The sequence below is a fragment of the Bradyrhizobium sp. GW821-FHT13H06 genome, from assembly GCF_058803975.1.
Genome location: NZ_JBXAPN010000001.1, coordinates 1360205 through 1377819, shown reverse-complemented (window position 1 = coordinate 1377819; position 17615 = coordinate 1360205). Strand labels below are relative to the sequence as shown.

Sequence of the window (17615 nt, the reverse complement as noted above, 5' to 3'; positions counted from 1 at the left end):
CAAATGCCGAGGCAGGGACGTGCGAGCTAGGGCAAACTGTCCGAATGTATCAGGCGCGATCGCTCGGCAAGGAAGCGGCGGGGGCTCTGTCCCATCGTCTTCTTGAACATCGTGATGAACGCGCTGGGCGTTTCGTAGCCCAGTTCCAGCGACACGGCCTGGACCGAACTCCCCGCCGTGAGACGTTGCATGGCGATCAGAATGTGGAGACGCTGGCGCCAGCGCCCGAAGGTCATCCCTGTTTCCTTGGCGATGAAGCGTGCGAACGTACTGTCGCTCATCGCGTAGCGCGAGGCGACTTCGTCCATTGTACTGCGGTCGCCCGGATTATTCAACAAGGAGGTCGCGAGGTGTTGAAGACGGGCGTCGGGGGAGATCGGCAGATACATTTCATCCGTCGTCGGCATCTGCACGAGTTCGTCGAGCAAAACCCGGCCGAGACGGCTGGTCGGTCCTTCCAGCGGATAGAGCGGTGGGAACACCGAGAGGCGGTGGATCAATTCGCGCACCAGCGACGTGATCATCAGCGTGCAGCAGGTCCGCGGCAGCATGCTGACCTGTGGATCGATGAACACGGTGTAGAGTTTGCCGAAATCGGCCACGCAATTGCTGTGCTGCACGCCGGCCGGGATCCATACCGCGCCTTGCGGAGGCACGATCCACAAGCCGCCAGGCGCCCGGCACATCACCGAGCCATGAGATGCGACGACCAATTGGCCTTTGCGGTGTGAGTGCAGCGGCAGGTCGTCGTTGTCTTTGCTGGTTTCGAGACAGAATGAAGTGACGGGACGATCGAACTGATCCGGATCGACCGGATCATAGTTGATCCGAAGATCGGGCAGATCCATTCGCGCAAAATCGCGATCGAACTCGGGCTCGGGCGGCATTTCAATCCTGCCAATTCGTCAAGTCAGTCAAGCCTTGATGCAGATCCTGCTGCTAACCGAGGTTAGCTGTTTTGAAAGGTCAGGTCACTAGTCGGGGCGAGCCGTCGAGTTCGCTGATCTGCGACAAGATGCCCGCTACTGCGGCCTGAGCGCTTAGTGATGCGGCATGTTGCGCCGTGACCAAGCGGAAGCACCTATCAGGCGGCCCACGGCTCGATCACTCGCCTGATTAAACCAACAGCAGACAATGCTGCGATGCGAGCATCGGCGTCCCTCCGGAGCCGGGTAATCCGTCGGAAGGCGGCCGTATTCGGCAGCACGTGCCACAGCACCCGATGCTACCAAGTGCGGGCTTTCTGGGAGCCCGACGCATGACTGCACACATCGATCCGCCACGCAAGGCCGTCAACGCCGATCAGGACGCGGTCGAAACCGCCGATTGGCTCGCCTCGCTTGGATCGCTCCACCACAACGCCGGTGCCGAGCGCGTGCGATACATCCTGGCTGCGCTCGATCGGCGTGCGAAGGAGCTCGGCGTTCTGCCGGACTCTCCGCCGTTTTCGCCCTATCGCAATTCCATTCCGCTCGAGCAGCAGAAGACCTACCCCGGCGACATCGCGATCGAGACCCGCCTGACGGCGATCATTCGCTGGAACGCGCTCGCGATGGTGGTCCGTGCCAACAAGGCCTATGGGGAACTCGGCGGGCACGTCGCCAGCTACGCCTCGGCCGCGGAGATTTTCGAAGTCGGTTTCAATCATTTCTTTCGTGCGTCAAGCTCCGAGTCGGAGGGGGACTTGGTGTATTTCCAGCCGCATTCGTCCCCCGGAGTCTATGCACGAGCGTATCTCGAAGGCCGACTGTCGGACGTAAATCTGAAGCTGTATCGCAGGGAACTGAGCGGCCCCGGTCTGTCGTCCTATCCGCATCCCTGGCTGATGCCGGAGTTCTGGCAGGTGCCGTCGGCGTCGATGGGCCTCGGCCCGATCAGCGCGATCTACCAGGCGCGGTTCATGAGGTATCTGCAGCATCGCGGCCTGGTGCAGACGGCTGGTCGCCACGTCTGGGGTGTGTTCGGCGACGGTGAGATGGACGAGCCGGAATCGATCGCCGGGCTCGCCCTGGCGGCGCGGGAAAATCTCGACAACCTCACCTTCGTCGTCAATTGCAACCTGCAGCGCCTGGACGGGCCGGTCCGCGGCAACGGGCAGGTGATTCAGGAACTCGAATCTCTCTTCCAGGGCGCCGGCTGGAACGTCATCAAGGTGCTGTGGGGATCGGACTGGGACGATATCTTCGCGCGCGACAGCAACCATGCGCTGCTGCGCAAATTCGCCGACACCGTCGATGGCAAATATCAGACGCTCGGCGCCAAGGATGGGGCCTACAACCTCGCCAACTTCTTCAGCGAGGACCCCGAGGTCCGGGCGCTGGTTGCGCACATGTCGGACGCGGATATCGACGGCCTGAAGCGCGGTGGCCACGACTTCAAGAAGCTGTTCGCGGCCTTTGCCGCCGCGAAGGACATCAAGGGTCGGCCGACCGTCATTCTGGCGAAGACCAAGAAGGGCTACGGCATGGGCGGCGCCGGCGAGTCGCGCATGACGTCGCACCAGGCCAAGAAGCTAGACGTCGACGCGCTGTATGCGTTCCGCGACCGGTTCGCCCTGCCGCTCAGCAACGAGCAAGTCGAGAATCTGGAATTCTTCAGGCCTGCGGAAGACAGCGCGGAAATTCAGTATCTGCGCGCCCGTCGCGCGGCACTCGGCGGCTACATGCCGGTGCGGCGACGCGCTTCGGTGGCCCTGCCAGTGCCGCCGCTGCAATCCTACGCGGAGTTCGCGCTGCGCGGCGACGGCAAGGCGACGTCGACCACGATGACGATCGTGCGGCTGTTCACCAATTTGCTCAAGGACAAGACGCTCGGCCCGCGCATCGTTCCGATCGTCGCCGACGAAGCCCGTACCTTCGGAATGGCGAACCTGTTCAGGCAGGTCGGCATCTACTCGCCGGCGGGGCAGCTCTACGAGCCGGAAGATGCCGGCTCGATGCTGTACTACAAGGAAGCGATCGACGGTCAATTGCTGGAGGAAGGGATCACCGAGGCGGGAGCGATTTCGTCCTGGACCGCGGCGGCGACCTCCTACAGCATTCATAACTTCCCGTTGCTGCCGTTCTATATCTATTATTCGATGTTCGGCTTTCAGCGGGTCGGCGATCTGATCTGGGCGGCAGCGGACCAGCGCGCGCGTGGCTTTCTGATCGGGGCGACGGCCGGCCGGACGACGCTCGGCGGCGAAGGCTTGCAGCATCAGGACGGGTCCAGCCATCTGATGGCGGCGACCGTTCCGAACTGCCGGGCCTACGATCCGGCATTCTCCTACGAGGTGGCCGTCATCGTCGATTACGGCATGCGGTCGATGCTCGAGCAGGGCAACGACGAGTTCTATTACCTCACGGCGATGAACGAAAACTATGCGCAGCCCTCGATACCCGACGATGCGCGCGACGGTATCATCAAGGGTCTCTATCGGGTTCTGCCGAGCGCTGACGGGCCGGCGAAGGTCAGGCTGGTCGGCTCGGGCGCCATTCTTCCGGAGGCGCTCGCCGCCGCGGCGATGCTGCAAAGCGAATGGAAGGTGCCCAGTGAAGTCTGGTCGGCAACGAGCTTTTCCGAGCTGGCGCGTGAGGCCCGTGAGGTGGAGCGAACGAATCGGCTCTCGCCGCTGTCGCCCCCGGTCGAGAGCCACGTCGCACAATGCCTCGGCGGCAAGGTGCCGATCGTCGCGGCATCGGATTATGTCCGGGCGTATCCGCAACTGATCGGTTCTTACATCGAGGCACCCTATACGGTGCTGGGCACCGACGGCTTCGGGCGCAGCGATACACGCGCCGCGCTGAGGTGCTTCTTTGAGGTCGATCGCAAGCAGATCGTCGTTGCGGCGCTATCGGCGCTGGCAAAATCGGGTGAAGTGGCGCGCGAGCAGGTCGCCGAGGCCATCGCTAGCTACGGATTGCTGACCGGCGTTGCATCACCTTGGTCTCGCTGAGAGGGCGCATGTCTCAATCACTTGAAGTCGTTCTGCCGGATATCGGGGACTACAAGGATGTTCCGGTCGTCGAAATCAATGTGTCGGTCGGTGACGAGGTCACGATCGACATGCCGTTGCTGTCGATCGAGTCCGACAAGGCGACGATGGAGGTGCCATCCCCGGCCGCAGGCACGGTGGCCAAATTGATGATCGACGTCGGGGCGCGGGTTTCTCAAGGTTCGGTTCTGATGATCCTCGAAGGTCGCGGTGAATCCACCGCGCCTTCGCCGGCGGCTGCGTCGGCGCCACAGGTGGAGCAACGGTCCTCGCAGCAGGAGGCGCGGTCACAGCCGGCGCCCGCCGCTCCAGTCGATGGTTCGCGAGCACGTGCACAGCAGCCCCGGCCCAGCGGGGATGCGCATGCGTCGCCGTCGGTTCGCGCTTTGGCGCGTGAGCTCGGCGTGGCGCTGGACTCTGTCGTGCCCACCGGCCCCAAGGGCCGGATTCTGCGCGAGGATGTGGCGGCCTTCGTCAATGGAATGGTGCGATCGGGGCCGGCGATGGCGCCCGCGCCCGAGGCGCCGGTCGATTGGCCCAAGGTGGATTTCGAGAGGTACGGCGCGGTCGAGCGCCTGCCGCTGACGCGGATCCAGAAGCTGACCGGCGCGAACCTCTCGCGCAACTGGAACGTCATTCCCCATGTGACGAATTTCGACAAAGCGGATGTGACCGACGCCGAAGCCTTCCGCCAGCTCGCCAATGCCGAGGCCGCGAAGGACACGGCGAAGCTCACCATGGTGTCGCTGCTGATCAAGGCCGCGGCCTTGGCGCTGCAAAAATACCCGCGCTTCAATTCGTCGCTCGATGGCGACGAGCTGATCCTCAAGCACTACGTCCACGTCGGCTTCGCCGTCGACACGCCGAAGGGTCTGGTCGTGCCGGTGATCCGGGACTGCGATAAGAAGGGCCTCCGGCAGATCGCCGCGGAGATGCGCTCGCTCGCCGACAAGGCGCTCGCGGGGCAGCTCGCGTCGGGCGACATGCAGGGCGGCTGTTTCTCGGTGTCGTCTCTGGGAGGCGTCGGCGGTCAGGGATTTACGCCCATCATCAACGCGCCCGAGGTGGCAATCCTCGGAGCCGGTCGTGCCGCCACCGAGGCAGTCTGGAATGGGCGCGAATTCGAACCGCGGCTCGTCCTTTTCCTGAGTCTGTCGTGGGATCACCGGGTCGTCGACGGCGTGGCCGGGGCCCGGTTCCTAGGTTTCGTCGCGTCGGTGCTCTCCGATCTGCGGCGCTTCGCATTGTGAGGACGCAGATGCGGACAGAGGAGATTCGGGTCCCCGACATCGGGGATTTCCGAGACGTCGAAGTCGTCGAGGTCCACGTCAGGGCGGGCGACGTCGTCGCGCGAGAGCAGGCGTTGATCACCGTGGAATCCGACAAGGCGACGCTGGAGATTCCGTCGCCGATTGCAGGGGTGATCACCAGCGTTTCGCTGCGTGTTGGGGACAAGGTGTCTCAAGGCTCCATGATTGGCACGGCGTCGGGGTCGGACAAAGCGGGCGCGCAAGGCGAGGCGGTCTCGGCGGATCAGGCCGATGCTGGCCAGCGTGCAACAGATCATGCACGCTACGATCTTGTCGTGATCGGAGGCGGGCCGGGCGGCTATTCAGCAGCGTTTCGGGCCGCAGATCTTGGTTTGAGGACCGCGATCGTCGAACGCTACGGCACCCTGGGCGGAGTCTGCCTGAATGTCGGATGTATCCCGTCGAAGGCGCTGCTTCATGTTGCGGCGGTCAAAGAGGAAGCCGAGCGGATCGCCGACCTGGGCATTCGCTTCGGCGCGCCGCAGATCGATCTGCAGGCGCTGCGCGCCTTCAAGGACGGCACCGTCACGAAGCTGACGGATGGGTTGCGCCAGATGGCGGCGGCGCGCCGCGTCACGGTGATCCGCGGCACCGCGAAATTCGCCTCCGCCACGCGGCTCGAGATTGCCGGCGAGGGGGCAAGCTCGCAGCAGATCGATTTCGGACATTGTATCATCGCGACGGGCTCGCGCGCGGTGCAGTTGGCGGTGCTTCCCAAGGACGAGCGGGTCGTGACCTCGACCGGCGCGCTCGCGCTGCGAAGCAGTCCGGGCCGCATGCTCGTGATCGGAGCGGGGATCGTCGGGCTGGAGATGGCGACCGTCTACAGCGCGCTCGGCGCCAAGATCGATCTTGTCGAAAGGCTTCCCGATATTCTGGCGGGCGTGGATGCCGATGCGGTGAAGATCTGGCGTTCGCGCAACGCGCATCGCTTCGAGCATATCGACCTTGAAAGCAGCGTATCAACTGCCGTGGTGACGCCCGATGGCGTAACGGTTGCTATCACGGGCGCGTCAGTTGAGACGCGATCCTACGATCTCGTACTGCAATCTGCGGGCCGCATTCCTAACAGCGGCGAACTCGGCCTCGAACGGATCGGCGTTGCAATCGATCCGAACGGCTTCATTCAGGTCGACGAGCAGATGAGAACGACGGTGCGCAACGTCTTCGCCATCGGCGACGTCGTCGGCGGTTCGATGTTGGCCCACAAGGCCGTTCACGAGGGGCACGTCGCCGCGGAAATAGCCGCCGGGAAGCCGGCGGCCTTTACGGCGAAGATCGTCCCCAATGTCGCCTACACCGATCCTGAGATCGCCTGGGTCGGCAAGTCCGAGCGTGATGTCGCCGAATCCGGAGGGAAGATCCGTTCGGCAAAATTCCCATGGGCCGCGTCCGGCCGGGCTATCGCGTCGGGCGCGTCCTATGGCATGACGAAGCTGTTGTTCGACGTCGAAACCGGTCGCATCGTCGGGGGCGTGATCGTCGGACCGCATGCCGGCGATATGATCGGGGAAATCTGTCTCGCGATCGAAATGGGGGCTGACGCGATCGATATCGGCAAGACCATTCACCCGCATCCGACCCTCGGCGAGACGATCGGCATGGCTGCCGAAGTCTATGAGGGCATTTGCACCGACCTGCCTCCAATCGCCAGAAACCGGTAGATCAGTTGGCCCAATCGATGTCCGTTATCGAAGCCCTTGAACAACGTCGCGCCGGTGCCAAACTCGGCGGCGGGGAGAAGCGCATCGAGGCGCAGCACGCCCGCGGCAAGCTGACCGCGCGCGAGCGCATCGAGCTCTTGCTCGACAAGGGGTCGTTCGAGGAGTTCGACATGTTCGTCGAGCACCGCTCCACCGAGTTCGGGATGGAGAAGACCAAGGTGCCTGGCGACGGCGTCGTCACCGGCTGGGGCACCGTCAACGGCCGCAAGACCTTCGTCTTCGCCAAGGATTTCACCGTGTTCGGCGGTTCCCTCTCGGAAACGCACGCGCTGAAAATCACGAAACTCCAGGATATGGCGATGAAGGCGAGGGCGCCCATCATCGGCCTCTATGACGCGGGCGGCGCCCGCATCCAGGAGGGCGTTGCCGCGCTCGCCGGCTATTCCTACGTGTTCCGCCGCAACGTGCTGGCCTCCGGCGTGATCCCGCAGATCTCCGTCATCATGGGCCCCTGCGCCGGGGGCGACGTCTATTCACCTGCGATGACCGACTTTATCTTCATGGTGAAGAACACCAGCTACATGTTCGTCACCGGCCCCGACGTGGTGAAGACCGTCACCAACGAGGTCGTCACGGCGGAAGAGCTGGGCGGTGCCTCGGTGCACGCCACGCGCTCTTCGATCGCCGACGGCGCGTTCGAGAACGACGTCGAGACGCTGTTGCAGATGCGCCGCCTGATCGACTTCCTGCCGTCCAACAACACTGACGGCGTGCCGGAATGGCCGAGCTTCGACAACATCGAGCGGGTCGACATGTCCCTGGACACACTGATCCCCGACAATCCGAACAAGCCCTACGACATGAAGGAGCTGATCCTGAAGGTCGTCGACGAGGGCGACTTCTTCGAGATCGCGGAAAGCTTCGCCAAGAACATCGTCACGGGATTCGGCCGCATCGCGGGCCGCGCCGTCGGCTTCGTCGCCAACCAGCCGATGGTGCTGGCCGGCGTGCTCGACAGCGATGCCTCACGCAAGGCCGCGCGCTTCGTCCGCTTCTGCGACGCCTTCAACATCCCGATCGTCACCTTCGTTGACGTGCCGGGCTTCCTGCCCGGCACCGCGCAGGAATATGGCGGCCTGATCAAGCACGGCGCAAAACTGCTGTTCGCCTATTCGCAGTGCACCGTGCCGCTGGTCACCATCATCACCCGCAAGGCCTATGGCGGCGCCTTCGACGTCATGGCCTCCAAGGAGATCGGCGCCGACATGAACTACGCCTGGCCGACCGCCCAGATCGCGGTGATGGGCGCCAAGGGCGCGGTCGAGATCATCTTCCGCTCTGACATCGGCGACCCCGACAAGATCGCGGCCCGCACCAAGGAATACGAAGACCGCTTCCTGTCCCCGTTCATCGCCGCCGAGCGCGGCTACATCGACGACGTCATCATGCCGCACTCGACGAGGAAGCGGATCGCAAGGGCGCTGGCAATGCTGAAGGACAAGAAGGTCGAAGCGCCGGCGAAGAAGCACGACAATTTGCCGTTGTGAGTAGAGCAGTGTTCAAACGGATTCTGATCGCCAATCGCGGCGAAATCGCCTGCCGGGTCATCAAGACCGCCCGCAAGATGGGAATTCAGACGGTTGCGGTCTATTCCGAGGCCGACCGCGATGCCCTCCATGTCGAGATGGCCGACGAAGCCGTCCTGATCGGTCCGCCGGCAGCGGCCGAGAGCTATCTGGTGATCGAGAAGATCGTCGAGGCCTGCCGCAAGACGGGCGCAGAGGCCGTGCATCCCGGTTACGGCTTCCTGTCCGAACGCGAGGCGTTCCCGCGCGCGCTGGAAGCCGCCGGCATCGTCTTCATCGGCCCGAACCCCGGCGCCATCGCCGCGATGGGCGACAAGATCGAATCGAAGAAGGCGGCCGCCAAGGCCAAGGTTTCGACCGTGCCCGGCTATCTCGGCGTGATCGAGGACGACAAGCACGCGGTCAAGATCGCCGATGCGATCGGCTATCCCGTGATGATCAAGGCGTCCGCCGGCGGCGGCGGCAAGGGCATGCGCATTGCGCATTCCAGGGCCGAAGTTGCCGAGGGTTTCAATCTCGCCAAGGCGGAGGCCAAGGCCTCGTTCGGCGACGACCGCGTCTTCATCGAAAAGTTCATCGTCGATCCCCGCCACATCGAGATCCAGGTGCTGGGCGACAAGCACGGCAACGTGATCTATCTCGGCGAGCGCGAATGCTCGATCCAGCGCCGCAACCAGAAGGTCATCGAGGAAGCGCCGTCGCCGCTGCTCGACGAGGCCACCCGCCGCAAGATGGGCGAGCAGGCGGTCGCGCTGGCCAAGGCCGTGAATTACGACTCCGCCGGCACCGTCGAGTTCGTCGCCGGCCAGGACAAGAGCTTTTACTTCCTGGAGATGAACACGCGCCTCCAGGTCGAGCATCCCGTCACGGAACTCGTCACCGGCATCGACCTCGTCGAGCAGATGATCCGTGTCGCCGCCGGCGAGAAGCTCGCCATCGCGCAGAAGGACGTCACGCTGACGGGCTGGGCGGTGGAGTCCCGCCTCTACGCCGAGGACCCGTTCCGCAACTTCCTGCCCTCGATCGGGCGGCTCGTGAAGTATCGCCCGCCGGCGGAAGCCAGCAAGGACGGCATCACCATCCGCAACGACACCGGCGTGCAGGAGGGGGGCGAGATCTCGATCCACTACGATCCGATGATCGCCAAGCTCGTCACCCATGCGCCGTCGCGCGCGGCTGCGATCGAGGCTCAGGCCACTGCGCTGGATTCGTTCTACGTCGACGGCATCAGGCACAACATCCCGTTCCTGTCGGCGCTGATGCACCATCCGCGCTGGCGCGAGGGACGGCTCTCGACCGGCTTCATCGCCGAGGAATTCCCCAAGGGCTTTGCGGTGCGCGTTCCCGAAGGCGAGGTCGCGCGGCGGATCGCCGCGGTCGGCGCCGCCATCGATCACGTGCTCGGTGAGCGCAAGCGGCAGATCTCGGGCCAGATGGGCGGCCGCATCGTGCAGCGAGAGCGCCGCCGCTCGGTCTGGCTCGACCGCCAGGAGATCCTGCTCGAGGTCGGGCGCGAGGGCGAGGCGATCGCGATCCGCTTCATCGATCCCGACGGCAAGGCCGGCAATGCGCATCTCTTGCAGTCGCCATGGAAGCCGGGCGATCCGGTCTGGCAGGGCACCATCGACGGTCACCTCGTCGCGGTGCAGGCGCGTCCGATCGCCAACGGCATCCGCCTCGCGCATCAGGGCGTCGAGGTGCCGGTCTATGTCTGGACCGAGGCCGAGGCGGCTTCCGCGCGGCTGATGCCGGTGACGACGGCCTCCGACACCGGCAAGAAGCTGCTGTGTCCGATGCCCGGCCTCGTGGTCTCGATCGCGGTGACCGAAGGGCAGGAGGTCAAGGCCGGCGAGACGCTGGCGGTGGTCGAAGCCATGAAGATGCAGAACGTGCTGCGCGCCGAGCAGGACGGCACCGTGAAGAAGATCCATGCCAGCGCGGGTGCGACACTCGCGGTGGACGCGCTGATTTTGGAATTTGCGTAAGCAGGCAATGTAGCCCGCGATGCGTGGTTGACAATTAGGCCGGTAACCGCTGCGAGATCAAGAATGTCGATGTCATTACCAGATGAATGGAAGAGGATTGCCGAGAAGGAAGTAAAAGGCGATCCCATCGCGCTCGTGCGGAAAGCTCCGGTGGGCATTGAAGTCAAACCGATCTATACGGCGTCTGATTTAGATGGGATCGAGCATCTGGACACGTTACCTGGCATGTCGCCGTTCGTTCGTGGTCCTAAGGCGACGATGTATACTGGTAGACCGTGGACAGTCCGCCAGTATGCGGGATTCTCGACTGCAGAGGCTCAAACGCATTCTATCGTTCCGTCCTCTCCTCAGGACAGAAGGGCTTGTCGGTTGCATTCGATTTGGCGACCCACCGCGGCTATGATTCTGATAATCCTCGCGTCCTAGGTGATGTCGGGAAGCGCTCGCTTCTGAAATTGAAGAGCTGAGGTGAGGTGGCTGTCGAGCCAATGGGCAGTCCGGGTGCCGTGCCGCCAGTCGACAGCGAGCTCGAGCATCATTCCGACAAGAACGAATTCTGTAGTGATTTCAACAAGCAAAAAGGCTGCGAATTGTCGGAATGCCTGTTGAAAGCGCAGCAGAAATTCGAAGACTTCCAAGCTAAATACGATCACCGCCGCGGCGCGGAGCCTTGCGGATTCAGCCAGGTAGGCGAGTGACCGGCACGATGTCACTCATCAGCCGCTCTAACGAAACAGCACGCGTCACGAGGCAGCCAACGTTTCGATGAGTTCTTCCATTGAAGGCTGCGAAGCCTTCTGCAGCTTGTGAAGGTCTTCCGGCTTAAGATTGGTGTAGCGTCGCAACTGTCGCCAATCTTTGTGGCCAGTCACCATGGCGACTTTCTCGATTGGAAAGCCCGCCTCAAAAAGTCGACTTGTGCCTTCGTGGCGAAGGTCGTGAAACCGCAGGTCATCGATATCGAGAGCCTTACACGACCGGCGGAAGGCCGCACCCACCGATTTGGAGTGGTGAGGAAACACTCGTCCTCTGCCACGAGTTACAATCCGCTGTTCTAGTACCAGCTGCCAGGCGTCATAGCCGGTCACGTTGAGGAGGGGGATCGTCTGATGATTCCCATCCTTGCGCCGAGGATCTTTCCGGTCTCGTATCTTGACCGTTCGCTTCTGCATGTCGACGTCCGACCATTCTATTCGACAGATCTCTGCCTGACGCATTGCAGTCGCTACGGCGAAGCGAACGATCCTGCCTAGCGGGATAAATTGACGAGGATTGTTCTCGGTGTACTCCGTCAATTGGCTTAGTTCATCCTGCGATGGGCGGCGGTCGCGTTCGTTACCCTTGCCGATCAGGTCGAGGCGTTTGAGCGCCACCCTCGCCAAGCGAACGTTTTCGGCGGACACATCAATTCCATGAATGGCGGCGGCGTGTGTAAGAATGGTTCGGATGAAAGAGAAATCGATCGATAACGTCGGTGGGCCTGCGCCTTGCTTCGCTCGCCTTTTCCCAAATTCGATCAATCGCTCGCGCGTTAGATCCTGAATCTTTACTCTTCCGAGGGAGACCTTCAATGCCTCCATTACGGCGGCCTTGGACCGTCCGATAGACTTTCCGACTTCGGTCAGATCGTCGATGTGAAGCGTGATCAAGTCGGAAAAGATCCGCGGTGGTTCGTGGGGACGAGCCCGTCTAACTGGGATCCCGCGATCGATCGCCCGCTCCACGTCACGGGCCCATTCTTCAGCGTCATGCCGCCGTAGAAATGTGTTGGCCACATACTGCCGCTTGCGCCGTACCTGGACCCGCCAGCTCCCCGAATTAAGCTTTGTGAAGGTCGCCATTGCGTGTGCACTCCACTCCGATTTCGTGTGCGCTACGTGTGCACCGCGAGATCAAATGCGGTACAAACGGGTGCAATTTTGGCTAGTTTGGAGTGCACACACTGGGTGTATGTTCCTCTTCTAGTCCTTTGATAGTGTAGGGTAACTTGTTGAAAGATCAAGATTATCGCTTTTCCGTGGCGCCCATGATGGACTGGACGGACCGGCATTGCCGGGTGTTCCATCGTCACCTGACGCGGCGGGCGCTGCTGTATACGGAGATGCTCACCACGGGCGCCGTCATCCATGGCGATCGGCAACGGCTGCTCGGGTTCGATCGGTGCGAGCATCCGGTGGCGCTTCAACTCGGCGGCTCAGATCCACGCGAACTGGCCGAGGCTGCGCGGATCGGCGAGGCGTTTGGCTATGACGAGATCAACCTCAATGTCGGCTGTCCGTCCGATCGCGTAAAGGATGGCCGCTTCGGCGCCTGCCTCATGGCGGAGCCGGATCTGGTCGCGAGGGGCGTCGACGCGATGAAACGCATCGTCGCGATTCCCGTCACCGTGAAGTGCCGCATCGGCATCGATGAGCAGGACCCTGAGGTCGCGCTCGATGCGCTTGCACATGCGGTGGTCGCCTCCGGCTGCGATGCGCTGATCGTGCATGCCCGCAAGGCTTGGCTCAACGGGTTGTCTCCGAAGGAGAATCGCGACGTTCCCCCGCTCGATTATGACCGCGTCTATCGCCTCAAGCGCGCAATGCCTCGTGTGACCGTCATCATCAACGGCGGCATTCCCGGCATCGAAGACGCGAAAGCACATCTCGAACACGTCGACGGCGTGATGCTCGGCCGCGCTGCCTATCAGGAGCCGTGGCGGCTGCTCTCCGTGGATCGGGAGATCTTCGGCGAAGCGGCGCCGCATGCGACCATGCAGGATGCGCTCGAGGCGATGATGCCTTACATCGAGCAGCAGCTCGTTCGCGGAACGCGACTGCATGCGATCACGCGGCATTTCGTCGGCGCATTCCATGCCGTGCCGGGTGCGCGGGCCTTCCGCCGTCATTTGGCCGAGCAAGGGGTGAAGCCGGGCGCTGGCCTCGAGGTGTTGCGCGATGCGATTGCGCACGTCGCCGCGCGCGCGCCGGCGGAGGCGGCGTAGGTCAGTTAGTCGACTGCCATGCGCGAGCGGCGATGTCCACGCTGGAGTTCCGGATACCCGGTGAGCATCAACGTGTCGGCGCGCACCCCCCAGCTCTCGAGGCGGTCGAGGAAACTCATGCCGAGCAGATTGGTCTTCATCTGGCCGCGCTGCACGACGAGGGCCGGCACCGACTTCTCCACGAGATGGCCGACGGCGAGACGGTCGAGCGTGAGCCGGGCCGCCTTGGTGTGGCCGCCCGCGGTCTCCAGGTCGACGTCATATTCGAGCATCTCGAGCGGCAGCCCGATTGCTTTCGCGGTTTCCCAGGTCAGCACCACCGATGTCGCGCCGGTATCGATCACCATCGGCGCGGTGACGCCATTGATCTTCGCACGCAACGTGAATTCGCCGCCCTGGCCGCGCGGGATCTGTACGGCCGGCGCAGGGGAGGGGGTCTGTCCGCGGAAAATGTGCGAGACCTTGTGGCTGGCCCGCGCGATTTGGTCGGCGTCGCCATAGGCGACCACGGCACCTGCCGTGCCGGCGAGCATGACCAGAACGAGCAGGAAGCGGATCATCGCGCGCCTCCGACGGCCCACGGGCGGATCAGATGCGTTTCGGCGATCCCGCGATCGGCGCAAGTCCAGCTTCCGTCATGCGCGCCGGCAAGAGGGCCATGATCGCGAGCCGGTCCGCGCTTTCCATGGCATGCCAGCGCGCGATCTCGGGCAAGGTCCGGCCGCACCCGAAGCAAAGCCTGGTCTTGGGATCGATCATGCAGACGGCGACGCACGGTGTTTCTTTGCTCATTCGGACATTCTGAGGGATCGTCGGACATCTCTGCAAGCATCTCGTTAAGAGCCTGTCCCCGCACTCATGATCGGCTTGTGGCGCGGCCGGCGTTTCTCGTCGGGCAGGCCGGAATTCTCCGGCTGGAGCGGCGGAGAATCATCCGACAGCGGGGCAAGCGCACTCATCACACGCTCCGGCGGGAAGGTGACGATCACCTCGGTGCCGATCCGCAGCTTCGATTTCAGCGTGAACGTGCCGCCATGCAGGTCGATCAGATTCTTGGCGATCGGCAGGCCGAGGCCGGCGCCCTGTTCAGCCGACTTGATCGAATTGGAGCCCTGGCCGAACGAGGCGAGCACGACCGGAATCTCGTCCTCGGGGATGCCGGAGCCGGAATCCTTCACCGAGAGATATTGCCCGCCCGAGGCGGTCCATCCCGCCTTGAGCCAGATCTCGCCGCCCTGCGGGGTGAACTTGATCGAGTTGGAGAGCAGATTGAGCACGACCTGCCGGATCGCGCGCTCGTCGGCCCAGAGCCGCGGCATGGCCTGCTCGAACACTTCGTGGATGGTGATGCCACGGCTCGAGGCACGCAGCTTCATCAAATGATGGCAGTCGGCGACGATGCCGACCAGCGACACCGCTTCCTCGTTGAGTTCGTAGCGGCCGGCCTCGATCCGCGACAGATCGAGGATCTCGTTGATGAGGTTGAGCAGGTGCACGCCGGAATTATGGATGTCGGCGGAATATTCCTTGTAGACGGCGACCTGATGCGGGCCGAAAATCTCGCTCTTCATCACCTCGGAGAAGCCGAGGATGGCATTCAGCGGCGTGCGCAGCTCGTGGCTCATCTGCGCGAGAAAGCGCGACTTGGCGACGTTGGCGGCTTCGGCACGGTGGCGCGCTTCGTCCGAGATCGCCTTGGCCTGTTCCAGCTCGCCGATCAGCGCGTCCTTCTCTGCGCGCGCTTCCAGCGTGGCGAAGGTCGAGGAGTGGAGGCGGTGCGCCAGCAGGACGAAATAGCCTTCGGCGGCAAGCGCGAGCGCCGCCAGGATGTAATTGTCCAGCGAACCGGTCACCGCAAAGCTCAGCGCCATCGCGACCGCGACCGGCGCCGTGGCGGCAAGGGCTGCGATCGGCAGGTTGGCGGCGAGCATGCTCGATACTGCGATCACCAGCAGCATCAGGAACATCATCAGCGTTTCCGTGACCATGTCGAGCACGGGATGGATCAGGATCGCCATCCAGCACAGGCCATAGAGCAGGTCGAGCACGACGAAGCGCGTCCGCCACGCGCGCGTCGCCGCGGGCGAGGCGGGCTCGGTCAGGAAGCGCCGGCAACTGCGGATCATGGCGCTGTGGATGCAGAGCATGCCGACGGTCCAGGCCGCGGCCGGGACCGGCTGCATCCACAGCCCGAACAGCACGCCGGTGGCAACCACCAGCAGCATCACGACATAGGAGGCGGACAGCCGCGTCTGGGCGTATTGCCGCAGCATCTCGGCGTCGAAAGCCGGCCGGGTTCCACTGGTCGACGTTAACTTGTCCCGCGCCTCGCGTACCCGCTGCGCCGCAGCCCTTCGGCTGCTCGCCGATGGCGCGCTCACCGGCTCGGCCGGCAGCTGCACAACCTCGGGCTTTTCAGCGGGGTTACTCATCAAACAACACAATTCCTGCCCACGCCGGGCGCGGGACTTCTGCGTTGTCTATCTCTGGCAAGAAATCCTTAAGAGCTGACTTAAGGAGCTAAAGAATTACGTTAACCCGGCGTTAATCCAATGCCCGGTTCCGACCTCGGCTCGCGGAACCCGCAGCCCCTTCACCTGAAGAAAACGAGCGTGACCAACGCGAACACAGGCAGCAGCAGGACGGAGGTCCAGGCCATGTACCCGAAGAAGCCCGGCATTGCGACGCCGCCAGCTCGCGCGATCGCGTACACCATGAAGTTGGGCGCGTTGCCGATGTAAGAGTTTGCGCCCATGAACACCGCACCTGTGGAGATCGCGGCCAGGGTGACGGCGCCGTTCGTCATCAGATGCTTGGCGTCGCCTCCAGCAAGCTCAAAGAAGACCAGATAGGTCGGCGCATTGTCGAGAAAGGATGAGAGCAGGCCGCTCAACCAGAAATAGGCGGCATTGTTCGGCGTGCCGTCGGCGTTGGTGACCATGTTTACGACGAAGGCAAACGCGCCGGATTTGCCGGCGTTGAGGATCGCAAGCACGGGAATGATGGTGATGAAGATGGCGGCGAACAGCTTGGCCACTTCGATCATGGGGCCCCAAGAGAAGCCGTTCGCGTCGTGGTCCTCCTTCGGCGTGACGGCAAGAGATGCGAACACGACGCCGATCATTACGGCATCGCGCAGAAGATTCTGCAGCTGGAGGTGCGTGCCGAGAACCTCAAATCCGCCGAGGTCGAGCTTGGCGCTCAAGAGGATCGCAGCAATGATGACTCCCATCAGAGCGAAGTTGAGGCCGCCGCTGATCCGCAAGGGATTGTCGGGAGTTGGGTCCGGTTTGACGCGGCCTTCCTTGCGATAAAGATAAGTATCGATGCAAAAGAACAGGGCGAGCAGAATCCAGGCCACGAACGTGGTCTGGGGGAACAGGTGCGTCGTCGTCCAGAAGAAGTCCACGCCGCGCAGGAACCCCAGGAACAACGGCGGATCTCCCAGGGGTGAGAGCGAGCCGCCGATGTTGGACACCAGAAAGATGAAGAAGATGACGACGTGCGCGTTGTGCCGCCGGTCGTCATTGGCGCGGAGGACCGGCCGGATCATGACCATCGACGCGCCGGTCGTGCCGATGACGCTCGCAATCAGAGTGCCCAGAGCGAGCAGCAGCGTATTCAGAACCGGGGAGCCGTGAAGATTGCCGCGCACCACGATTCCGCCGGCCACGGTGAACAGAGCGAGGAGCAGCAGAATGAAGGGGATGTATTCGAGCAGCGCGGTATGGACGAGTGTCTGGACGGTTGGAAGCGGGCCGTACCAGACGGCTAGCGGCAGCACGATCAGGGCCGCCCACATTGCAGCAATCTTGCCCTGGTGGTGCTCCCAGAAGTGAGGCGCCGCCAGCGGAAATATCGCGATCGACAGCAGCATGCCGGCGAAGGGGAGCGCCCATTGCGGCCGAATGCCCGCGCCGTCGAGCGATGCGGCGAGCGCCTGCGACGGTGATGCAAGCAGGATCAGGAGCGCGACCGGGAGCAGGCGAGCAATGAGGCGGGATCCTCGCCGGCAGGCACCACCCGCGGCGATCCCGGCGATTCCGGGTCGGAGCTCCGGCGCGACGCCGGCGCAGGCAACGAGGAGGATGGCGGCGATCACGCTAAGCAA

The 17615-nt window shown here is 63.2% G+C and carries 13 protein-coding genes and 1 pseudogene; 8 read left to right on the top strand and 6 right to left on the bottom strand.

Going from position 1 to position 17615, the window contains the following annotated elements; genetic code table 11:
* Window positions 1-26: 26 nt before the first annotated feature.
* Window positions 27-887: an AraC family transcriptional regulator gene (locus AC1RQP_RS06600; RefSeq protein WP_492936309.1), complete on the bottom strand. Its 861-nt coding sequence runs from the start codon at window positions 885-887 to the stop codon at window positions 27-29.
* Window positions 888-1258: 371 nt separating this feature from the next.
* On the opposite strand from AC1RQP_RS06600, the gene mdeB reads away from it, so the two are divergent.
* From mdeB to AC1RQP_RS06565, 7 genes and pseudogenes are all read left to right on the top strand, one after another.
* Complete coding sequence (gene mdeB, locus AC1RQP_RS06595) at window positions 1259-3937, top strand: alpha-ketoglutarate dehydrogenase (protein ID WP_492936308.1); 2679 nt, start codon at window positions 1259-1261, stop codon at window positions 3935-3937.
* 8 nt (window positions 3938-3945) lie between these two features.
* Window positions 3946-5226, top strand: coding sequence for a 2-oxo acid dehydrogenase subunit E2 (locus tag AC1RQP_RS06590; protein ID WP_492936307.1), 1281 nt, complete (start codon window positions 3946-3948; stop codon window positions 5224-5226).
* Between the two features lie 8 nt (window positions 5227-5234).
* Window positions 5235-6950 (top strand): dihydrolipoyl dehydrogenase, encoded by a 1716-nt coding sequence (lpdA, locus tag AC1RQP_RS06585; protein WP_492936306.1) that lies wholly within the window; start codon window positions 5235-5237, stop codon window positions 6948-6950.
* A 17-nt stretch (window positions 6951-6967) separates the two neighbouring features.
* Complete coding sequence (locus tag AC1RQP_RS06580) at window positions 6968-8497, top strand: acyl-CoA carboxylase subunit beta (protein ID WP_492936305.1); 1530 nt, start codon at window positions 6968-6970, stop codon at window positions 8495-8497.
* Between the two features lie 8 nt (window positions 8498-8505).
* Window positions 8506-10521: an acetyl-CoA carboxylase biotin carboxylase subunit gene (locus AC1RQP_RS06575; RefSeq protein ID WP_492936304.1), complete on the top strand. Its 2016-nt coding sequence runs from the start codon at window positions 8506-8508 to the stop codon at window positions 10519-10521.
* A 63-nt stretch (window positions 10522-10584) separates the two neighbouring features.
* Window positions 10585-10961, top strand: a pseudogene (locus AC1RQP_RS06570) (methylmalonyl-CoA mutase family protein); the annotation flags it as partial.
* A gap of 33 nt (window positions 10962-10994) precedes the next feature.
* Entirely contained in the window at window positions 10995-11219 is a 225-nt protein-coding gene (locus AC1RQP_RS06565; RefSeq protein WP_492936303.1) for a hypothetical protein, read from the top strand.
* Between the two features lie 45 nt (window positions 11220-11264).
* On the opposite strand, the gene AC1RQP_RS06560 is transcribed toward AC1RQP_RS06565, so the two are convergent.
* Window positions 11265-12362, bottom strand: coding sequence for a site-specific integrase (locus AC1RQP_RS06560; protein WP_492936302.1), 1098 nt, complete (start codon window positions 12360-12362; stop codon window positions 11265-11267).
* A 149-nt stretch (window positions 12363-12511) separates the two neighbouring features.
* On the opposite strand from AC1RQP_RS06560, the gene dusA reads away from it, so the two are divergent.
* Window positions 12512-13504, top strand: coding sequence for a tRNA dihydrouridine(20/20a) synthase DusA (gene dusA, locus AC1RQP_RS06555; protein WP_492936301.1), 993 nt, complete (start codon window positions 12512-12514; stop codon window positions 13502-13504).
* Between the two features lie 5 nt (window positions 13505-13509).
* On the opposite strand, the gene AC1RQP_RS06550 is transcribed toward dusA, so the two are convergent.
* The 4 genes from AC1RQP_RS06550 to AC1RQP_RS06535 form a co-directional block, all read right to left on the bottom strand.
* Window positions 13510-14064: a TIGR02281 family clan AA aspartic protease gene (locus AC1RQP_RS06550; protein WP_239623004.1), complete on the bottom strand. Its 555-nt coding sequence runs from the start codon at window positions 14062-14064 to the stop codon at window positions 13510-13512.
* Window positions 14065-14092: 28 nt separating this feature from the next.
* Complete coding sequence (locus tag AC1RQP_RS06545; RefSeq protein ID WP_239623005.1) at window positions 14093-14296, bottom strand: DUF1289 domain-containing protein; 204 nt, start codon at window positions 14294-14296, stop codon at window positions 14093-14095.
* Between the two features lie 44 nt (window positions 14297-14340).
* On the bottom strand, window positions 14341-15936 hold the full coding sequence (locus tag AC1RQP_RS06540) for a sensor histidine kinase (RefSeq protein WP_492936300.1): 1596 nt from the start codon (window positions 15934-15936) through the stop codon (window positions 14341-14343).
* A 161-nt stretch (window positions 15937-16097) separates the two neighbouring features.
* Window positions 16098-17489: a sodium:proton antiporter gene (locus AC1RQP_RS06535; RefSeq protein ID WP_492936394.1), complete on the bottom strand. Its 1392-nt coding sequence runs from the start codon at window positions 17487-17489 to the stop codon at window positions 16098-16100.
* Window positions 17490-17615: the final 126 nt, after the last annotated feature.